This is a genomic window from Streptomyces sp. NBC_01506 (assembly GCF_045040295.1).
Lineage (GTDB): Bacteria > Actinomycetota > Actinomycetes > Streptomycetales > Streptomycetaceae > Streptomyces.
In genome coordinates, this window is record NZ_CP109422.1 from 4021163 (window position 1) to 4040920 (window position 19758).

13 protein-coding genes are annotated in these 19758 nt (G+C 68.2%); 6 read left to right on the forward strand and 7 right to left on the reverse strand.

Annotation, left to right across the window (positions count from 1 at the left end):
• The first annotated feature begins 10 nt into the window (after window positions 1-10).
• The gene (locus OG329_RS17515; RefSeq protein WP_405796188.1) at window positions 11-772 is read left to right on the forward strand and encodes a hypothetical protein; all 762 of its coding nucleotides are present in this window, start codon (window positions 11-13) and stop codon (window positions 770-772) included.
• Between the two features lie 156 nt (window positions 773-928).
• Window positions 929-2587, forward strand: a complete 1659-nt coding sequence (locus OG329_RS17520) for an N-6 DNA methylase (RefSeq protein WP_405796189.1) — start codon at window positions 929-931, stop codon at window positions 2585-2587.
• On the opposite strand, the gene OG329_RS17525 is transcribed toward OG329_RS17520, so the two are convergent.
• Together OG329_RS17525 and OG329_RS17530 are read right to left on the reverse strand one after the other, a co-directional pair.
• Window positions 2562-3869: an McrC family protein gene (locus OG329_RS17525; RefSeq protein ID WP_405796190.1), complete on the reverse strand. Its 1308-nt coding sequence runs from the start codon at window positions 3867-3869 to the stop codon at window positions 2562-2564. The two genes, OG329_RS17520 and OG329_RS17525, sit on opposite strands and share 26 nt — an antisense overlap.
• A complete protein-coding gene (locus tag OG329_RS17530; RefSeq protein WP_405796191.1) occupies window positions 3832-5721 on the reverse strand; it encodes a DUF4357 domain-containing protein in 1890 nt (629 codons plus the stop codon). Before OG329_RS17530 ends, OG329_RS17525 begins: the two co-directional genes overlap by 38 nt.
• Before the next feature lie 138 nt (window positions 5722-5859).
• Here OG329_RS17530 and OG329_RS17535 point away from each other — a divergent pair, with 138 nt between their 5' ends.
• A complete protein-coding gene (locus OG329_RS17535; RefSeq protein WP_405796193.1) occupies window positions 5860-6465 on the forward strand; it encodes a hypothetical protein in 606 nt (201 codons plus the stop codon).
• Between the two features lie 31 nt (window positions 6466-6496).
• Here the strand turns inward: OG329_RS17535 and OG329_RS17540 are convergent, their stop codons facing one another.
• Both OG329_RS17540 and OG329_RS17545 read right to left on the reverse strand, forming a co-directional pair.
• The gene (locus tag OG329_RS17540) at window positions 6497-7048 is read right to left on the reverse strand and encodes a hypothetical protein (protein ID WP_405796195.1); all 552 of its coding nucleotides are present in this window, start codon (window positions 7046-7048) and stop codon (window positions 6497-6499) included.
• Window positions 7045-9465 (reverse strand): AAA family ATPase, encoded by a 2421-nt coding sequence (locus OG329_RS17545; protein ID WP_405796197.1) that lies wholly within the window; start codon window positions 9463-9465, stop codon window positions 7045-7047. The genes OG329_RS17540 and OG329_RS17545 overlap by 4 nt, the downstream gene beginning before the upstream one ends.
• A 221-nt stretch (window positions 9466-9686) precedes the next feature.
• Between OG329_RS17545 and OG329_RS17550 the strand changes: the two genes are divergently transcribed.
• On the forward strand, window positions 9687-10433 hold the full coding sequence (locus tag OG329_RS17550; RefSeq protein WP_405796198.1) for a hypothetical protein: 747 nt from the start codon (window positions 9687-9689) through the stop codon (window positions 10431-10433).
• Window positions 10434-10551: 118 nt separating this feature from the next.
• Here OG329_RS17550 and OG329_RS17555 read toward each other — a convergent pair whose 3' ends face one another.
• Window positions 10552-11214, reverse strand: coding sequence for an ATP-binding protein (locus tag OG329_RS17555; RefSeq protein ID WP_405796199.1), 663 nt, complete (start codon window positions 11212-11214; stop codon window positions 10552-10554).
• 334 nt (window positions 11215-11548) lie between these two features.
• Here OG329_RS17555 and OG329_RS17560 point away from each other — a divergent pair, with 334 nt between their 5' ends.
• Both OG329_RS17560 and OG329_RS17565 read left to right on the forward strand, forming a co-directional pair.
• Complete coding sequence (locus tag OG329_RS17560) at window positions 11549-12400, forward strand: helix-turn-helix domain-containing protein (RefSeq protein WP_405796200.1); 852 nt, start codon at window positions 11549-11551, stop codon at window positions 12398-12400.
• A gap of 10 nt (window positions 12401-12410) precedes the next feature.
• Window positions 12411-12602, forward strand: coding sequence for a hypothetical protein (locus OG329_RS17565; RefSeq protein WP_405796202.1), 192 nt, complete (start codon window positions 12411-12413; stop codon window positions 12600-12602).
• A 36-nt stretch (window positions 12603-12638) separates the two neighbouring features.
• Here OG329_RS17565 and OG329_RS17570 read toward each other — a convergent pair whose 3' ends face one another.
• Both OG329_RS17570 and OG329_RS17575 read right to left on the reverse strand, forming a co-directional pair.
• A complete protein-coding gene (locus OG329_RS17570) occupies window positions 12639-16796 on the reverse strand; it encodes an Eco57I restriction-modification methylase domain-containing protein (protein ID WP_405796203.1) in 4158 nt (1385 codons plus the stop codon).
• Window positions 16796-19717 (reverse strand): helicase-related protein, encoded by a 2922-nt coding sequence (locus OG329_RS17575; RefSeq protein WP_405796205.1) that lies wholly within the window; start codon window positions 19715-19717, stop codon window positions 16796-16798. The genes OG329_RS17570 and OG329_RS17575 overlap by 1 nt, the downstream gene beginning before the upstream one ends.
• Window positions 19718-19758 lie beyond the last annotated feature (41 nt).

A 19758-nucleotide genomic window follows, 5' to 3' on the forward strand; every position in this document is an offset into this window, starting at 1 on the left:
GGCGCGAAAAATGATCACGGTCAAGACGTATCCGGAACTGTCAGCCAAGTACCGCGAGACCAGTTGCGTGACTGGCATACGGCTCGACCAGGGGCCACCACGGAACGTGCGTCTCTTCCCTGTGCCCTTTCGACTCCTCGATGAGGCAAGCCAGTTCGCGAAGTACTCGGTCATCGAGGTCGACGTCCAACAGCACAGCGGGGACAGGCGGACTGAGAGCCTTCGTCCTAACCTCGACACGCTACGGGTCGTGGACCACGTCCCGCCGACCGACGGTTGGAAGCAGCGGTACGCATACATAGAACCGCTCGTTGTGGCATCTCTGTGCGCCATCAAGAGGGACCAAGAGGCGCACGGGACTTCCCTGGGCATCTTCCGTCCCGTCGAGGTCACCGGCTTCCGGCTTGCTTCGGCCGAGCCCTGGGCAGCGTCCAAGGCCGCGCCGGCCGACCAGTTGGATCTGTTCGAGCAAGATCTCAACAGACCTGAGTGGGTCCCACTGGAGTTCCGCTACAGCTTCCGCTGCGTCGACGACGATTGCCCAGGGCACGACATGGGGTTGAAGGACTGGGAGGCCGGCGAGTCGTACCGCAAGTACCTGCACAAGTACGGCGAGAGTGCTGTCCGCGGCAAGCTGCGGGAGCGTTGGTTCGACCGGATGTTCACCGCAGACGAGGCCGTCCACTGCTTCGTCGGCAACATCGCCGCGCACCCGTTCTACCCGAAGACCCATGTCGTTCAGTACGTCCAGGACAGCCTGTTCGACAACTGACTCGCGAGGGCCAGCTCTACCGGTCGGGCACGCGGGAACGGCCGGCTTCGGAACCGTGCGGCCAGGCCCTCGGCCACTCAGCCACTCCACAAGCTCGTTGACATCGCCAACGCAGACTCTATCGGATTTTATCGCGACTGCGTGTACGGTGAAGCCATGAAGGAATCGACTCCCTCGGCTTCCGAGCCACTGATCGCCGGTGCAGAGATTGCCAGGCTGGCGGGGGTAACGCGAGCTGCCGTCTCCAACTGGAGGCGGCGGTACAGGGACTTTCCTGCACCCGTCGACGGCGGAGCGAGCACTCCCCAGTTTTCGCTGGCCGAAGTCCGTTCATGGCTGGCAAAGCAGCAGAAGGGCAATGACCTGTCGGACGAGGTCCGCCTGTGGCAGGCGCTGCGGGGCGCCTTCGGCGACGATGTAGTCGCAGGCATCGCCGGTGTTGCCCGTCTCCTCGCACACGATGATGATTCCAGGCTGGACGGCAAGCTGGCTCAGTTGGCTTCGGAGTTGACGGCGAAGGAATCAGCAGCCGAGATCATCGACCATCTGGTCGAACGTTTCCTGGACTCCTCGCGACGTGCCGGCTCCGACCAGGTCACGTCGTCGCGGCTGGTCAGGGCCGTAAGCCAGTTCGTGGGGCAGGTAGCGGACGACTCCGTCATCTTCGATCCGGCGTGCGGTATCGGGACGCTTCTCCTCTCCGTCCGACCGACCGACGGCCCGCTACGCCGGGGGCAGGAAATCGATCCGGCGGCTGGGGAACTGACACAGGCACGAGCCGAACTCGCGGGACAGCGGGACACCGTCATCGAGATCGGAGACTCCCTCCGCGAAGACCGCTGGTCTGATCTTCGGGCCGACCTCGTCCTCTGCGACCCCCCGGCAGCCGGCCCCGACTGGGGACGTGAGGAGCTGCTCCTGGATGCCCGCTGGGAACTGGGGACGCCCTCGAAAGCGGAAGGGGATCTCGCCTGGCTCCAGCACTGCTATGCCCATACCGCTCCCGGCGGCCGTGCACTGGTCGTCATGCCCGCGTCCGTCGCCTACCGCAAGGCGGGCCGACGTATCCGGGCCGAGATCGTCCGCCGCGGCCTCCTTACGAAGGTCGTCGCACTGCCGCCGGGCATGGTGGCATCACATGCTCAACCCGTGCACCTCTGGGTGTTGCACCGCCCGAGTGGCCCCTCCGACAGCGCGACTTCGGTTCGGATGGTGGACCTCACCGCCAATGCGCCCGACGGCCCCATGGTGCCGACAGCCGAGCAGGTCGTCGACGTGCCGCTGATCGATCTCCTCAATGACTCCGTCGACCTCACGCCGTGCGCCCACGTGGACGCTTCCCGGCAGGATTTCCCCGCCGAGTACGGCACGTTGCAAAGGGCCATCGAGGGGCGCCTCAATCGACTGATCGCATTGCTGCCCGCCCTCGCGGCGGGGACGGGTCCGGGAACACCGGACGGCGCGACGATCAGTCTCGCCGACCTCTCCCGTGCCGGTCTCGTCGACCTCGCTGATGCCGAACCGATCTCGATCAGCGAGCAGTTGGACACCGAGTATCTACGGGGATTCCTGCGCAGCGCCTCCAACAACCGTCGCTCGACGAGTAGCAGCGGCTCCTACCGCCTCGACATCAAGGGGGCTCGCATCCCGCAAATGGCTGTGGAGGAACAACGCCGCTACGGTGCCGCCTTCCGCGCGCTCAAGGAATTCGAGGAGCAGATCGGCGAAGTGACGCGACTGGCGGAGCAAGCGAGCGCTCTCGCCCGTGAGGGCCTCACCAACGGGGCACTTATGCCTTCCGAGGACGGTGCCTGACGGTGTCCTGGGTCGGCCGCGTCGTGTCCGCGCCTTCGGCCATCAGGCGGGCGATGGTCGAGATCGCGGTGAGCAGTTGCTCGGGCGACCGTTCCAAGGCCAGGGCGTGCTGGTGAATACGGATTCCCGCGTGCCGCACTCGATGCGTCGCGCTCGGCTCGTAGCCCCTCGCGTAGACGAGGTGACCGTCGGAGAGTCCGAGCGCCGTGCAATAGGCGAGCATCTGGTAAAGGTCGGCATCCGGGAACCCTTCGGGCTTCTCCGCCTTGTACTTGGCGTCCGCGACGGCTCGTGGGCTGCCCTGGTCCGCGTACCAGACCAGATCCGGGCGCATCCGCACCGCCCCGGCCTCGTCGAGGTGCACACCCCGCGCCTGAAGCGCGCTGTGCCCGCCGTGTTCCGCCAGCGCCTCGCGCAGTGCCACGCAGACGAAGTCCTCGAAGATCTTGTGGGTGTCGATGAGGTACCCGTCGATGGAGAGCCGGCCGTCCGGGCCGGCCGAGTGTTCGACGGACGATCCTCGCAGGATCGTCTCGGCAAGCTGTAGCGCCGGCTGGTAGCGGAGGTTCAGCCGACTGGCCCTCCACTGCGGCAGATCACGGATACCCCGTGTCAGCGGCTGTGCGTCCAACAGCCGGCCGCGGTGGTGGCGGAGTCGGCGGCGTACGTCGTCGGGTACCCGGGGCAGGGTCAGCAGCCGCTCCGTGGCAGCGCGCAGCAGCCGGTTCTCCGCGATGTCGGTCCCGTAGTCGTCGTAGGCCACCTCGACCGGGAAGGCCCGCCCGTGGTGCCGTTTGACCTGCTCGGCTTCCCTGATGCGCCCGCGGACGACCGACGCGGTCTCCTCGGTGTGCCGGTAGCCCTGGAGGACGCCTTGCCGCAGCGCGCGTTCGAGAGATCTCTCGAACCCCTGCGCCAGCGCCGGAAGCAGCTCGTCCTGCTCGGCCACGCTCACCTCGCCGTCCCGGTGGATACGGGGGTCGGCGGCGTAGCCGATGAGGAAGAACAGCCGCGAGACCGGCACCTTGGGAGCGATCCGCAGGGTTACGGGAGGGTGCCCCGGTGCTCTCAGGGCCACCGCGCCGACCTTGCCGCCGGCGCGCAGCCGCCAGCCGCCCGGACGGTAGGGGTCGGGAGCGGCTTCGACGATCCTGGAGGCGGCGAGAGCGCGACCGAGCTCGTCGGGCAGCGGCACGGTGACGGCCGGGCCGTACTCGTCCAGCTCGACGGTCGTCACGACGTCGTCACGACGCTGTCGCGTCCGGTCCGTCGTCGCCGCCATCGTCGCCGTCGTCGCCGATGGACCGGGACAGGGCTTCGAGTCCGTAGCGCTTCTCGATGTCGAACGGCTCTCCGTAGTGGTGCTCCTCCAGCAGCGGCAGGATCTTGGTCCGCCAGGTGCGCTCCAGGCCGCCCTCCCGGTGTACGCCCTTCTTCATCAGGTAGGAGGGTCCGATGCGGAAGTCCGCTTCTTCGATACGGGAGTTGAGCGCGTCCAGGAGGTCCGCCGCCCGGGTGCCGATTCCCTCCCGGTCGAGCCAGCGTCGTAGCAGTCCGCTGGTGGGCTCGGTGCGTGGCGACAGCTCGACAAAGGCGAACCGCCTGCGCATCGCCGCGTCCACCAGGGCGATCGAGCGGTCGGCGGTGTTCATCGTGCCGATGACGAAGAGGTTCGGCGGGAGTGCGAAGTCGTCGCCGGAGTATGTGAGCCGTACTGATTTGTTCCGGTACTCCAGAAGGAAGTACAGCTCGCCGAAGACCTTGGCCAGATTGGCCCGATTGATCTCGTCGATGATCAGGAAGTGCGGGATATGGCGGTTGCCCGCGCGGGACGCCAGGTCGGCGAGTTCGCGCAGCGGGCCGGCGGTAAGGCGGAAGGCGACGTCACCGGTGTCCGGGTCCTCGCGGGGGCGGAATCCCTCGAAGAAGTCCTCGTAGGCGTACGAGGGGTGGAACTGCACAAGCTTCACCTGCCCGGGTCCGCCACCGAGGTATTCGGCCAGCTTGAGAGCGGTGTACGTCTTGCCCGTGCCGGGCGGCCCGTAGAAGATCAACTGCCGTTCGTCCCACAGCAGATCCCGGGTGTCGCGCAGCCAGCCGACGTCGTGCACCAGCAGTTCGTCGGCGAGGGACTGTTCCGGTACGGGAAGTTCCAGCTCGCGGCGGGCGGTGAGCGCGGGGGTCGTGCCGCTGGGGTCGCGCTCTATCGCCACGGCCTCGTCGGCAAGCTCCTTGTCGGAGAGGCCGAGTCCTTCGATGTCCGGCTGAACGGTGGTGAGGTCCACGATGTCGTGCTGGACGGAGAGCCGCTGCTGGATCTCCTCGGGCAGCACGTCGTACGGGTGGCCGGTGCTCTGCCACTCGACAGGCCGCCGCAGGTCGGACCGGCCGCTGTCGGAGGCGGTCTGCTCGGCCGGTCCGGTGATCTCACCGACGTAGAACCGTCCGCCCGAGAGTGTGCACACCGTGTCGCCCGGCTTCATCCGGGACAGGAACGCGTGCAGTTCCTCGACGAGTTCGAGCTTCTGGTTGTACGTGGCGGTGGCGCCCCAGTCCTCCTCGACGACCGTACGCAGGTGTTCCTTGCTGGCGCCCTGGCCGATTCCCTGGCGCAGGCGGAGGGCAGAGAGGGAGACGCGCCCTTCGGGGAGCCACAGCTTCTGGACGAGGTCCGTCCCGGACACGTTGGAGCCCCGCACCAGCCAGGACCTCGCGGGGCCGGACCAGACGCCCTCCATGAAGTCCGAGAGCGGCGCCCCCGCTTCCGTCTTCCAGTCGATCCAGCCGTTGCGCGGCGAACCGACCAGCACACCCGCGGCCTGGGACGGGGACCCGCAGTCCATGTCCTGGGTCACCTCCAGCCACCCCGGCCAGCGGGTGGACGGGCGCAGGACGCCCGTCTCCTTCATCAACTTCCGCACTCTGGCCGTGGCGGCGAAGTGCTTGGAGAAGGACGGCATTTCACGGTCCCGGGCGGGAGAGCCTGCCAGGATGCGGAACTTCCGGCTTCCGTTGGTCCCGACCTCGTCCAGCAGCACACCGCGGGCCCGGTCGACCTCACTCGCACCGGGCAGGCGCAGCAGGAAACTCGGAGTCTCCCTGGAGCTGGCAGGCCCCTCCGCGGTCTCGGTCATGCCAACTCCCCCGTTCTGGACAGAACGCGCATTGCCACCTTTCTCAACACCCCTACCTTTCAGCGCAGTTAAGCGCATAATCGCCCGCCAGGGGGAAGCGCGGTGTGTGTCACCCCACGGTGGAGGGATGAAGTCGCCATGAGCATCATGGATCAACTCACGCTGCGACGAGACGGAAAGGTGCGGAAGGACAACGGGGCCACGTGTTCCGGTGAGATGTCCACGGGTGTGGCGGCGGAATGGCGGGTGCGGGTGGATGGCCACCCCGGGCTCACGATCCACGACACCCGATGGGCGAACGGAGAACGCGATCTCGTCCTGTACCAGCCCGTTGTTGTGCCGGAGATGCCCGCTGCGCTGTCCAACCTGCACAACCGGCGTCGAGCCGGTATCCAGGGCTCCGGGTTACGGAACGGGGAGCTGCGGATCATGGGGTGGGTCGCCGTCCCCGGCGACCGCCCGAGCTTCAAGAAGACGTTCACCACCGCCGACTTCGTCGAGGTGTGCGGTCTCGCCGATCTGCGTGAGCTGACCGGCCGACCGGGAGTGGTTCTCGATACGGCCTTCGTTCGGCCGGACCCCGTGTTCATCGATCTGGACAAGCCCCAGGAGACGGACTCCGTTCAGCACGCTCTCTTCTTTCCGCAGCGCGACAACGTGGCTCCGGTCGTCTTCTTCCTGCTCAGCCGGGTCGCGCCGACCTTGCGCCACATAGGCTGGCTGCCGGAGCCCGTCCGGTCGTAGCCGTGGAGGACGCGGACGGCTCCCGGTTCGTTCAGGGGCCGCCGACGACCGGAGGTACGACCCGTCGTCCAGGAGTCGGGCCGGGCATCGGTACGGGGCGACCCGCCCGCCGGACCTCCCCCGAAGGCACGGCGTGGGGCGTGGACGGTGCTGTCGTCCGGCCCGGCGGGGACTGCGGAGGCGGGATGACCGCGGTGGCCGTGGCGGCGGACCCCCCGCCGGGTACTGCGTCCAGCAGGATGTTCACCTCCAGCAGGCGCCCGTGGATCTCGGTGAGGCTGGGAGGCAGTTCGTGCGTGCGGTGATGGCAGGCAGCACTGAGCGCGGACCACGTGAGGTACCAGCGCCGGGCGGTCCCCCGGTCCGTGTACGCCTCCAGGCACAGGATGCGGTGCTTCTCGATACGCGTCATACCCGGGGCCACGCCGCGCCAGAAGGTGTCCAGGCGCTGTTCGAGAGCGAGGCGCAGCAGCATGGCGGCGGCCCGAGCCCGTGCTACGGGGGTGAGCGACCCCATCGTGCCTGTCGGAGGCCGCAGAAGGGTCTGGGCGGCGGAGACGAGTTCGCGTGCGTCGTCCGTCATCGGGCACCGCCCTGCGGCACGACGGTCGCCGGGCCGCGCCGGATCGCCCGTGCCAGCCGCTCGGTCCGAGCGACGAGCCGCTTGCGATCGTCCACCGACGGCAGCCCCGGGTGCGAGCGCGCGTTGAGTTCGTTGATCAGTGCCCATCCTCCGGCGTGCAGGCTCTCGACAGCCGTCTGCGGCCTTGCGGAGGAGTCACCGAGCAGGGCGAGGGCCACATACTCCTTGGTCCGCGCCGGCGGGGAGACGCGCTTCTCGATCTCGGCGAGACCGAGTCCGTGGTCGTCCCGCAGCGTACGGCGCGCGGTCTCCATGCAGGCGGCTTCGAGGGCGATACGGCACATCGCCGGGATGACGCGGTCGGCGACGCTCTGCGGCAGGCTCTGGTCGTAGGACAGGGCACGGGCCTCCTCGAACGCCTGCTTGACGGGATCGCTCCTCTTCTCGACGGTGACGACGGACTCGGTCTCGCGAGAGATGTGAAGGATCGTCGCCTCGATGCCGAGGTAGGTGATGGCCTCCTCCAGCCGGGTGTCGTGGGTGAAGACGACGACCTGGCGGTGGCGGGCGGATTCGCTCAGCACCGTGGCCAGTCCCTCCACCTTCTGCGCGTCCATCGACTGCACCGGGTCGTCGATGACGAGGAAGCCGAACGGGCTGTTGTCGTGCGTCGCGCGCGGGATGAACAGCGACAGGGCGAGCGAGTGCAGTTCTCCCTGGCTCATCACGCTGTACGCGGGCGCCTCCTGGTCGTCCACGGACACATCGAGCCGCACACTGCCCTGCCGGGCCGTGCCCTTCAGCGCGATGTCCCCGAGCGAGACGCTGCTGCTCTCGCACAGCGCCTTCCACACGCCCTGCGACCGCGAGACGAACTTCCGCATCCGCTTGTCCCTCAGCTCGTCCGTCCGCTTCCGGAGCCAGTCACGGGCGGCCAGCGCCTCCTTGAGCCGCTCGGTCGCCTCGGCGGCCTCCTCCATCGCGACAAGCCACTCCGCAAGGCGCACGGCCGCGGGCCGCCAGGCGGTGTCGCGGTCGGTGAGCCTGCGGGCGGCCTCCTCGCCGACCTGCCGGCACGCAGCGCTCAGCGTGGGCGCGACCCCTGCGACGCGGTTCGCCAGCTCGACGGGGTCGGTCACGCTCCGGCAGAGAGCCCAGTCGCGCCACAGGCCGGCCAGTTCCGAATCCTCGGCCCGCAGCAGGTCGGGGACCGGCTGGACCAGGTCGTGGACGGCGCGCAGCGCGCCGCCGAGCGTCCTGCGTACGGCTTCGGCCCCGGCCGCCTCCGACTGAAGCCGCTCGATCTCGGCCCGCGTCGCCTCCGCCCACGCCTGGTCCAGGCGGTCCTCGGTGCCGCAGACCTGACAGTCGGCGCTCCCTGAGCGGCGGCGGTATTCGAGTGCGCTCTCCAGAAGCGCGGCCAGCCGCCGTGCGTCCTCGGCGTTGGAGTGCCGTACGTCCTCGACGGCGGCAGTCGCCTCCCGCAGCCGCACCAGCGCCCCCGCGACCTCGCTTTCGTCCGGGCCGGACAGCGTGGTGAGCGCCCGGAGGCGTGCGTCCGCGCCCGCCTCCATGACCACGTCCGGGGCGAGCAGAGCCCGCACGGCAGCGACATCGGGGGTACGTCCACCGAGTGCCCGAGCGGCCTCGACGGCACGCTGGTCGTCAAGGCCGGTCAGCGCCTCGACGGCCGCGACCTTCAGGGCGAGAGGCCGACTCCCCACGTCCTTGCACTCCTTGAGGCGGGCCGCGAGCCGGTCATCGATCTCGCCGAGCTGACCGAGCCCGATGAACTTGGCGATCTTGTTGTGCAGGTCGCTGAGCGTCCCGTCCACCATGGAGCCCAGCTCGCTGTACGGCAGGAACGGCCGGTAGAGGGTGAGCATCGAGGCGTCGACGCACTCCTCAAGCTTCTGCTCCGTACCGTCCTCGCGTACCACCGTCGTATGCGCCTCGTGCACCTTCTCGCCGTACCAGGTCCGCCGCACCGTGACCGGATCCCCGGTGTCGTCCAGGGTGAGCCTCACCGAGACCCGCGGCTCCGTGGACTCGTGCAGGTTGCGCCAGCCCTCCTTCCAAACCGCCGTCCTGGACTTGCCGTTGCTGCCGTCCCAACGGGCGTTGAAGCCTGTCAGCGCCATCTCGGCGGCCTCCGCGAAGCTCGACTTCCCGGTGCCGTTGCTGCCCGCGACGATGGTCAGCCCGGGGCCGGGCGGAAGGTCGAGCGTGGCCTCCGGGCCGACACCCCGCCAGCCCGCCGCCGAGATGGAGCGCAGGTACACAGGGCCGGCCCGGCCGGTCTCCTCCGGGGCCGGGTCAGGAAGCATCCCGCGCAGCAGGTCGGCAGCCTCCGGGGCCAGATCGGACGTGTCGAGACGGTCGTTGAGCAGCTTGTGGAGAGGGGTGTCGTCGGTCATGGCGGTGCTCCTTGCACGGTCGGGCGGTGAGCGCGACGAGGGTGACGCGCCGTTCACCATCAGATCATGCATGAGCATGTTGGCGGTGTCAACAGAGTTCTGACACGCCCTTAGCTCGAATGCGTGTACGGTGTCCTCCTGTGCGGCAAGGTCGCCGGTCCGGCCTGGGAACCGGTGGACGCAACTCGAACGAAGCGACCCACAACGAGAGAGGCCAAGACATGCGGCTGCCCCGACCGAGCGGGACGGAAGACCTGGCCGACGACGAATGGCCGGACACAGAGGCAGAGTTGGAACACGACCCACTGGACGCGGCACGTACGCATGTACGCGCCCTGCTGCACCACACCCGCGCGCTGGCGGGCGAACCCGGCGACGCCCTGGACTTGGCACTGCGGGCGGCGCAGCGCGCCTTCGACGAGATCGGCGCGTGCAACACGCGGCTCGATACGGCTTTGGAGCGGGGGAAAGCCATCGCCTGGGAACTCGAAGACCGTCTCACCGCAGGGGCCCCCGCCGCCGTACCCGCCCTTCTGGACGAACTGGACCGCCTGACGGCCGGGGTGGCCGCTTCCGAGGCGGGACGGCGGGTCGTGCTGCGAATCCTGGGCATGGACGAGGGGTCCGGGGCGGAAGACGTAGGGACGCCGCCGAGCGACCAAGATCGTGTGCCCCGGCTGACGGCCGCGGACCTTCCCCGAATCCCCTCCCTGTACGACGCCGAGCAGCCCGGCTACAGCACGTTGACCGACATGATGGCGGCACAGGAGAAGACCGCCATCCAGCGAGCCGACGCCTACGAGCAGCGCTCCGCCGTCTTGGCCAGCCACATGGCGGAGATCGTCACGCGGATGGCCTCCGTCTCCTTCTCCGACCCGGCACTGAACGGGGAAGCCCTCGCCGAGGTGCGGAGCGCCTACGCTCTCTGGCTCGTATGCGCTGACGAACGGCGGCGGGACGACAGTTGATCCCGCCGGCCGCCGCCCTCGACGGACAAGTGTCCGCAGGCCCCTGCGGACACCCCACGATGTCGCGGGCGGCGGTGACGGAACGGCCGGGGCCGGGGGCCCGGTGGTATCAGGCCGCTCACTCAGGGACCGTGTCCGGCCCCGAAATGTGCGGGACGTGTACGAGCGTGGCCCAGGTGCACACACCGGCAGCGGGTGGCTGCGCGGCGGCGAAGCCCCACTCTCCCTGGTACCTGTCGGACAGTTCGCGGACCACCGCGAGGGAGACCTTGCGCCGCTCGGCACATTGGTCGGCGAGACGGCGATGGTGGTGAAGGGCGTGCGTGTCGTGCACGACGACGTGAAGGACGTCATCGGTCCGACGGAGAACAAGATGGACCATCTCCCCGGCCCCGGTGAACCGGCAGGCATGGATGGCCAGTTCGTGGACGAGCATGAGCGTCGGCTCGATCAGCTCGTCTTCGACCCCGTGCACATCGAGGACCGCCTCCGCCGTGTCATGGGCGACCACCGGAGTTCCGACCGCCGAGGGAAGCGTCAACCCGTACACGAAGTGGGAGGCGGGCGGCTCCGCGAGGTCCGGCGGCGGGGGCGGGCACTGTGTCACCCTCGCCGGGGCATGGAGGGCGAACGGCGAGCCGAGCGCGTAGGCGGGGAGGGTGGATCGCGGGCCGCCTGCGGCCGGTTCACGGCCCCATCGGTCGACGGGTTCGAGGCCGGCGGCCGGGGTGCGAGTGAGGGCGGGGGCAGTGGTGGGCGCGGGGGTCGCATTCTCGGACATGGCAACTCCGTTTGACGGCATGGCTGTTGGGACATGGCCGCATCGATCGCGACGTGGGGTGGTGTGTCGAGATGGCTCGTACGGCGCATGAGTCGTTTGACGACGCGGCAGGGCAGTGGCTCGTCTCCCTGGCGCGAGCGCACCCCTCCCAGGGCGGGAGGACGCGGGCAAGCTCGCGCGATGCTCTTCTTGTTTGCCTTGCGTGAGCGTCGCGTGACTTAAGGTAGGGCAGTAGGTGGTACTTGCGCCACCTACTGCGAGGAACTTAACCCCCGATGGATTGCGCTGGTCCCACCCGGCAGACTGGGCCACGCCCCGAAGAGGAAGGCGATCGATGCCGCCACGCACCACACCTACGCAGCGACAGCGCAGACTTGGCGCGGAGATCAAGAAGATGCGCACCGAAGCGGGTCTCACCGCCGAGTACGTCGCGGGCCTGTTGGGAGTCGACCGGGGCAAGATCTCGAACATTGAGTCAGGCACCCGCAACATCAGTCCGGACCGCCTGCGGACGCTGGCGGCACATTGCGCGTGCGCGGACGAGCGGTACCTGTCCGTACTGGCGGACATGACCCAGCCGTCTCAGCCCCACTGGTGGGACGAGTACAGGGGCCGGCTCTCGCCCGGCCTTCTGGACATCGTCGAGTTGGAGTGGCACGCGAGCCGCATTCAAACCATTCAGACCGCCCACATGCCGGGATTGCTCCAGACCGAGGACTACGCTCGCAGCGTCTTCATGGCAGTGCTCCCCGCTCTGTCACGCCTCGAAGTCGAGCTGCGCGTGGCCCATCGGACGGACCGGCAGCGTGTGCTGGACCGCGATGAGGCGGTGACATACGTGGGCTACGTGCACGAGGCCGCCCTACGCATGCTGTTCGGGGGACGAGACACGACCAGGGACCAACTCAACGCCCTGATCGAGTGGAATGAGCGGGGAAATGCCGTCGTACGCGTCGTCCCCGTTGAACTCGGGAGTTTCCCTGGGGCCGGTCACGCCTTGCTCTACGCGGAAGGCCCAGTACCTCAGCTCGACACGGTGCAACTCGATTCAGCGCATGGCCCCGAGTTCATGCATGCCGAACTACAACTCTCGAAGTACCGGGCTCACTTGGAATGGATGGACCGAATGAGCCTGTCAGCCGACGCATCGCGAGACTTCATCCACGCCATCATCAGAGACCTGTGAGGATTCGACCGTGTCAGACATCAACTGGGAAGCCGCCTTCTGTGGAGAGGGCAACAACTGCTTCCGCATCGGCACGGACGCCGACGGGAACGCGTACATAGCCGTAGCAGGCCAGGAAGACACCTACCTCACGGACACACACGACGCCCTGCGCACGCTCATCCAGGACATCAAGGCGGGCAAGGCCGACCACCTGCTGTAGCGGTCCGGGTCGGCACACTGACCCGGACCGCTCACATCACGCGGCTTCGGGCTCGGCGGGGTGGCGCGGGCCGTGGCCGGGGGGTGGGGTGAGCGTGGAGGTGTAGTTCTCGCCGTCCTCGAGGGGGGTGGTGAGGCTGATGCCGGCAGCGGCCATGCGGTCGTACTCGGCGAGGACGAGGTCCTTGGTGCGGTAGTGGCCGTACTTGGCGATCTCGTTGTTCTTCAGGCCGCCGGTCTCCGACTGGAAGGTCTCCAGGATGTAGTCCGTGTCGTCGCGGCTGATTCCGTAGAGGTGGAAGAAGTAGGCATCCAACTCGGCGCGGATCTGGGCGCGGCGGGCCTCATTCCAGTGGAAGGGAGCTCCGGTGTCGCCGAGGTCGCGCGCGAGCGGAGTCATGTCGTACGCAGTGCAGACAAGCTCAGTGACGCGCGGGGTGATGAAGGCCGCGTGAGGCTCAAGGATGCGGGGGGTAGGAACCGGCAACTGCTTCCAAATGAAGAGTTTCATGTGAGCATCACTGATCTTCTGACGGCTGGAAAAGTCAAAGACGAGAGAACTCTGCACAGCAACGAGAGCCGCGACAAGAAAAGCCGACACTTTAGGGAACATAAGCGGGTAGGTGTGCAGTGTTGCCGTTAGTGGAAGAAATGCAGGGATTGCGGTTCGCTCATTAGTCGAGGCAGTGACATCACACCATCCACACAGCCACCCGCGGCCCCATTCCATGTCGGCCAACCGCTTCGAAATTCCGGGAACTTGAACTTCTTTTCCATTCCTCCGCGTCGAAATTTCATGATCTGCCGCCACCCAATACATGGGAACAGCAAGTCTGTCCGGATCATTCAACTCGTCCCGCGTAAGATATTTCGGTTGATTTTGTCGATTCACCGCAGTTTCACTCTTCACAACATCAGCAGCTCGATGATTGAAGAAGTCAACCATCTTGGCTTCGTACAAGGGAGACATTACTTCACCCTCTCGCACGAACCTATTGGACTGCAATTCCCAGCCTTCATCAAGAAGTTGCTGCCTCGTGCGGAAAAGGTCACCGTCATTTGCGCTGCGAAATAGGTACTTGAACTCGATACCCCACTGATCGTCTCCACCAGGACCCTCAATCTTGAGAACCGGGAATCGCCGGTAAATCGATGCGGTGAGATCTGCGTCTCGGCGAGTGCGGAAGATCGGCAGTGTCCCCGTATTGGGGTTGATAAGCGCGATCTCCTCGGGGCTGAGCGCGAATACCCGGTCCGCATCATCCAAATCAGCCGTGTCCTCCAGGAAAAACGCAAAGCGGGCAGCAGGCTCCCGAAGACCTCTGCCAACCAGTGACAGCAGGCAGAACTTGTAGCCAGCGTGCACTCCAACGAAGAGCGACTTACGGTTCTCGAAGTCGTACAGCACCGCCACCGCACCCCGCCGGGTGAAGTCGCTGAACAGGAACTGCCCGCCCGCATTCGTTGCGATAGCCGTCGGAATAATGCAGCCGAAGCGGCCTGTCGAGCGCACAATCGACGAGAAAAGCTCGGCAAAAAGCTGATCCACCTGAAGCTTCGTTACACCGCCAGCCGTGAGGCCCTCCGCGCACAGAGGGAATACCCCTGAACCACTGGCGAACATAAATGTTGACTTCAGCTTTCGCCGTGCATCCATGTACCGACTGGCCGCCTCTGGGTTTTCTTCAATCCATGCGGCAATCCGTCGCCCTCGCTCCACCCCGGAAGTTTGCGCAATTGACGGTTCAACAACACTGAAGTACTTCTTGTCCTCGAACTCGGACCGATCCCACGGCGGGTTCCCCACCACACAAGAGAACCCGCCCGCCCACCCCGTGGCCGGGTCCACCTCGTCCTCCGCCCGCGTTTTCTCCGGGACCGCGAACACCTCCGGGAACTCCAAGTGCCAGTGGAAGAAGCGATACAGGTCCCTCAGCCGGTCGATCTCCTTGTGCGTGGCCGCCGAAGCCGACTGGCCCTCGGGGTCCCGCAGCGCCTGGAACACCTCGTGCGTCACAGGCGCCGGGGCGTCCTTGGCCTTGGGCCACATGAACGCCGCGCACCAGGCATCGGCGAGGTGGCGGGCGTGGACGTACTCCTTCTGCGCCAGCCAGTCCTCGTACGCCGCCTGCTGAGCGTGCACCTGGCGCAGGTTGCCGGACGGCGCCCCGATGATCCGGCGCAGCCCCGACGCGAACGCGGTGTTGGAGACCTTCGTCTCCACGACAACCTCGAACAGCCCGCCCTGGCCCTTGCGTTCATGGTCGTTCTGCTTCTCCAGGAACCTGGCGTACTTCTCGTCGTCGCCCTCGACCGCCTTGAACGCCTTGTTCGGGATGCCGTCGAGCATCAACGTAGGCGTGGTGCCCACCAGGCCGTTCCCGTGCTTGATGTGCGCGTCCAGGAAGCCCAGCGCCTTGCCCGGTTCCAGGGCCTCCAACCACAGGGAGACCTTGGCCAGTTCGACCGCCATCGGGTTGAGGTCCACGCCGTAGACGCACCGGGCGACCACCTCATGGAGAGCGGCGCGTACCGCGACCGGGGTCGGCTCCGGGTTGCTCTCGCGTACCGCCGCCACCCGCTTGGCGATGCGGCGGGCCGCCGCGACGAGGAAGTGGCCCGATCCGCACGCCGGGTCGCAGACCGTCAGTGACAGCAGCTCGCGGACGATCGTCTCCGACGGGTCCGGCTCACCCGCCGCCGCGGCGACCTGCTCGCCGCGCTTCTGGGCGTCGTCTATCACCGGGTCGAGGGTGGAGTCGAGCAGAGTCTCGATCAGCGAGGCCGGCGTGTAGTAGGAGCCGGTCTTCTTACGGTCGTTGCCGAGCCTGTTGACCAGTTCGAAGGAGCGCTCGGTGGCGCTGTGCTTGGGGACCAGTTCCAGCAGGGACTCGTAGATGGAGCCGAGTTCTTCCGATCCCATGTTGCGGTAGTCCACCGGGCGCCAGCGCGCGGTCTTCTCGTCGCGTACGCGGGAGAGGTGGCGCACCGCTTCCAGCAGGGAGGCGTTCGACAGGGCGCAGTCCCGCAGCGGAGCATCGGCGGCGGTGTCGTCGAAGAGGCCGCCGAGGCCGGGCAGGCCCAGCTCGGGCCGGCCGTCCTCGCGGCCCAGCGCGTCCAGGACGATCCGCATCGCGGCGTACTGGTCGGCGTGGGCGGTGCCCTGGCGGCGCAGAGCGTGGCGGCGCAGTCGGGCGGAGCTGAAGTACTTGGCGTACCGCTTACGCGCCTCGTCACTCGCGCCGGGGTCGTGCAGGGCGTCGCGGTCCTCGGCGACGAAGAGGAAGATCATCCGGTAGGCGAGGCGCAGCAGGGACGCGTGGAAGCGGTCGGCGTCCAGGGTCTCGCGCAGGTCCGTGTTCGCGGGGTGGCGCAGGAAGCCCGTGCCCAGGGTGGTGATGGCCCGCTGGACACCGTCGCGGTGGTGGTCGAGTGCCCGGGTGCCCGAGGCGATCGCCTCCGTACGCCACTGTTCCAGCCAGCAGGCGGACGGGACTCCCGCGTCACCGGTCTCGAAGCGGGAGACATGCAGCAGCCGGTAGAGCAGGACGAACTCGCTGAACAGCTCGCCGTCGAAGATGGCTTCGAGGTCGAACTCGACGTACGAGGCGGTGGCCAGGGCGTTGGAGTCACGCAGCAGCCGCAACTGCCGGCCGTTCGTGAGGACGCCCCACAGGTGGGCCTCGCGCCGGTTCAGGCACTCCTGGAGGAGGGAGTGCGGGGGGACGGTGCCGACGCCGCCGGGCCGTTTGTCGAGCAGGGCGTTCCAGACGGCCAGGTGGACGGGCACGTGGTGCCAGTGGTGGCTGATGGGGAAGACGCGGTCCGGGTCGCTGTCGGCGCGGTACGCGCCTGCCGGGACTGTGGTGAGGCGGCCGAAGCCCAGCTCGTTGAAGAGGGGTTCGAGCCACTGGTCGACCGCGAGGCCGGTCGGGTCCGCGGGCAGCTCGGCCTCCGGGCTGACCGGCAGTTTCTCGCGGAGTTCGCGCCAGACGGCCTTGAGGTAGTCCCAGTGGCGTTCGGCCTCGTCACGGACGGACCGGCGGGGGCCGATGACGTGGTAGTCGGCGGGGCCGGAGCCCGGGACGTCCTTACCCTCCTTGCTCTCCGAGATACGGACGAGCATGTCGGCGGGGAGCAGGCCGCCGACGGTGTGGACGGCGGAGAAGACCTGGTTGCGGGTGGTGGCGGACATCAGGCGGCCTCTCCGGGTGCGGTGATCGGGGGCAGGTAGACGTAGACGCCGAGGATGTCGGCGGGCCGCTGGGCGGTCACCTTCAGGCCCTGCACGATCTCGTCGGACGCGCGCCGGACCCGGCGGTGGGACTCGTCCAGTTCCTCGGCGAGTCGGTCACCGTAGGCGTCCATGTGGTCCTTGACCGCGCCGAGTTGGCCCAGGGTGCGGCTCATCGTCCGTTCCTGGAAGTAGTCGTCGGTGTTCTCCGCGGCCTCGGCGGTCAGCAGGGCGAGCGCCTGGTCCTCGGGGAGCCAGACCGGGTTCTTGGCGGATCCCTGGTAGGCGAGCAGTCGGGCGTCCTCGGCGACGATCCTGCGCCTGCCCTGCCGGGAGGGGAGCGTGAGGTGGAAGCGGTAGCGGGCCAGGAGCAGGGTGGTGGGGACGGTCACGGCGGCCGTGGAGACCACGCCGCAGCGGCGGGCCGGGCGGCGGCCGGCGGCTTCCGCGTCCAGGGCCGTGTTGAGGACGTGGGCCGCGATCGCGCCGACGACGGGGTCGGTCCGGACGAGGGCGGCTTCGCCCCGGGCGACGGCCGCCGTGGTGCGGAACGGGATGGGGCGCCCGGACTCGACGGCATCGGCGCCCGCCACGGGGGCGAGGGCGTCGCGCAGTCCGGCGGGGACGCCGCTGACCTCGGCGGTGAAGTCGCCCGACTCGTCGCCGGCTTCGACGACGTGTGCTTCGAGGGCGGCCAGTGCGTGCCGGACGAAGCCGCTGACCTCGTCCGCGCGGCCCAGGGCGTCGCGGATGGCGGCGACCTCGCGGGCGACCTCCTCGGGGTGGATGGCGCGCTGGGCGAAGCGGGCGAGGGTGCGGGTCTCGCGTTCGGCGGCTGAGTTCCACCGGCTCTCCAGCTCGGCGGCCCGCTCGTCCACGGTCTTCAGGGCCTCGACGCCGAACAGACCTTCCTGATGGGGCTGTTGGCCGCGCATGAGGAGCCATTCGACGATCGCGTCGGTGACGCCGGAGGACGCCTCGTCGGGGACCGAGACCGAGATGCCGAGGTCCTTGCGGATCTGGCGGTGCTTGGCGATGAGGACTTCGAGGACCTTGCCGTCGATGCCGTTGTCGATGCCGTACAGGGTGATGACGCGGACCTTGTCGCGCTTCTGCCCGTAACGGTCCACGCGGCCTTCGCGCTGGTCGTGGCGGGTGGGGTTCCACGCCAGGTCGTAGTGGACGACGGCGTCGAAGTGGTGCTGGAGGTTGACGCCCTCGGAGAGGCAGTCGGTGGCGACGAGGACCCGGCGGGCGGCGGGATCGTCCCCCGCGAGCGTCGCCAACTCCTCGATGCGGGTGAGGCGCTGCTGTGGGGAGAGGGTGCCGGTGACGGCCTTGACGACCGTCTTGGAGCCGAGCTTCTTCTCCAGGTGCGCGGCGACGTACTCGGCGGTCGGGATGTACCGGCAGAAGACGATCGGGTGGTAGCCGTCCTTGAGGAGCGCCTTGAGGTGCCGGACGAGGGCCGCGAGTTTGAGGTCTTCCTCCGGTCCCTCCAATGCGGCGGCCCGCTCGGCGAGTTCGGCCAGCCGGGCGCCGGCGCCGTCGGTCTCCGCGCCGGGAGCCGCGTCCAGGCCCTCCAGGGTGTCACTGTCGGCGGAGTCGCGGGTCATCGGGGAGGCGAGCCGGTCGGCCTCCTCGGCGCTGGCGGCGACGGCCGCGGCCGAGCGGGTCGAGAGAGTCTGGGCGGCGGCCCTGGGTGAGGAGACCAGGGAGCGCAGCAGGGCGATCGCGGACCACCAGGCGATACGCGCCTCGCGCCGGCCCTGCTCGCCGGCCGCCTGGACGCGTTCGCTCGCGTAGGCGATGGAGTCGTCGAGCAGCGCCCGGTAGGCGGGGGACAGTTTGTACTTCTCGTCCTTGGACTCACGGTCGGAGGGGAACACGGTCTTCTCGGCGAGGCTGTCGTCCGCGAGCCCGCTCTCCTTGGTGAGGTACTGGCGTACGTCGGCGCGCTTGCGCTGCACGAAGTGCTGGGCGAGGAGCCGTCGGCCACGGTCCGTATCCAGGGCCACGTCGGCCAGCTCCGGGCGGACCAGGCCGAGGAGGTTACGGAAGCCGGACTCCTTGCCGCTGTGCGGGGTGGCGGTGACCAGCAGCAGATGCCGGTCGGTGTCCTGCGCGATGCGCCGCAGCAGCTCGTAGCGGAGCTGGTTCTGGGTGGAGACGTTGTCGTCCGCGGCCACACAGGTGTGGGCCTCGTCGACGATGACGAGATCGGGGCAGTGCCGTACGAAGTCGTCGCGGTGCCGGGTCGACTTGATGTAGTCCGTGGAGACGACGACGTGCGGGTAGCGGTCGAAGAGCGACTGGCCGAGATCCAGGCCGCGTTCCAGGCGGGAGACGGTGGAGGCGAGGACGAGTTCGGCGTCGATGCCGAACTTGGTCCGCAGTTCCTCCTGCCACTGCTCGGCGAGGGCGGGCGAACAGAGCACGGCCAGTCCCCTGGCCTCGCCCTGGGCCAGGAGTTCCTTCGCGATCAGGCCCGCCTCGACGGTCTTGCCGATACCGACGTCGTCGGAGATCAGCATCCGTACGGTCTGCTGCCGCAGGGCCATCAGAAGGGGCACGAGCTGGTAGGCGCGGGGCTCCACGGCGATGCCCGCGAGGGAGCGGAAGGGGCCGGCGCCGGAGCGGAAGCCGATCCGCAGGGCGGAGCGCAGCAGCCCGGCCGCCCGCTGGTCGCCGAGGTCGGCCGGGGACGGGGGCGCGAACTGAGCCTCCTTGACCGTCTCGAACGCGGGGAAGACGGCGCAGATGTCGTCGTCGGAGCCACCCAGGGGACGCAGCACCAGCAGGTCGGGCTCGCTGTCGGGAAGGACGACCCATTCGCGGTCGCGGGCGGTGACCAGGGAGCCGGGGGGATAGGTGTGCGTCATCGGGGCTTCCTCGCGAAGGTGTCAGCCGCTTCCACGGCCGG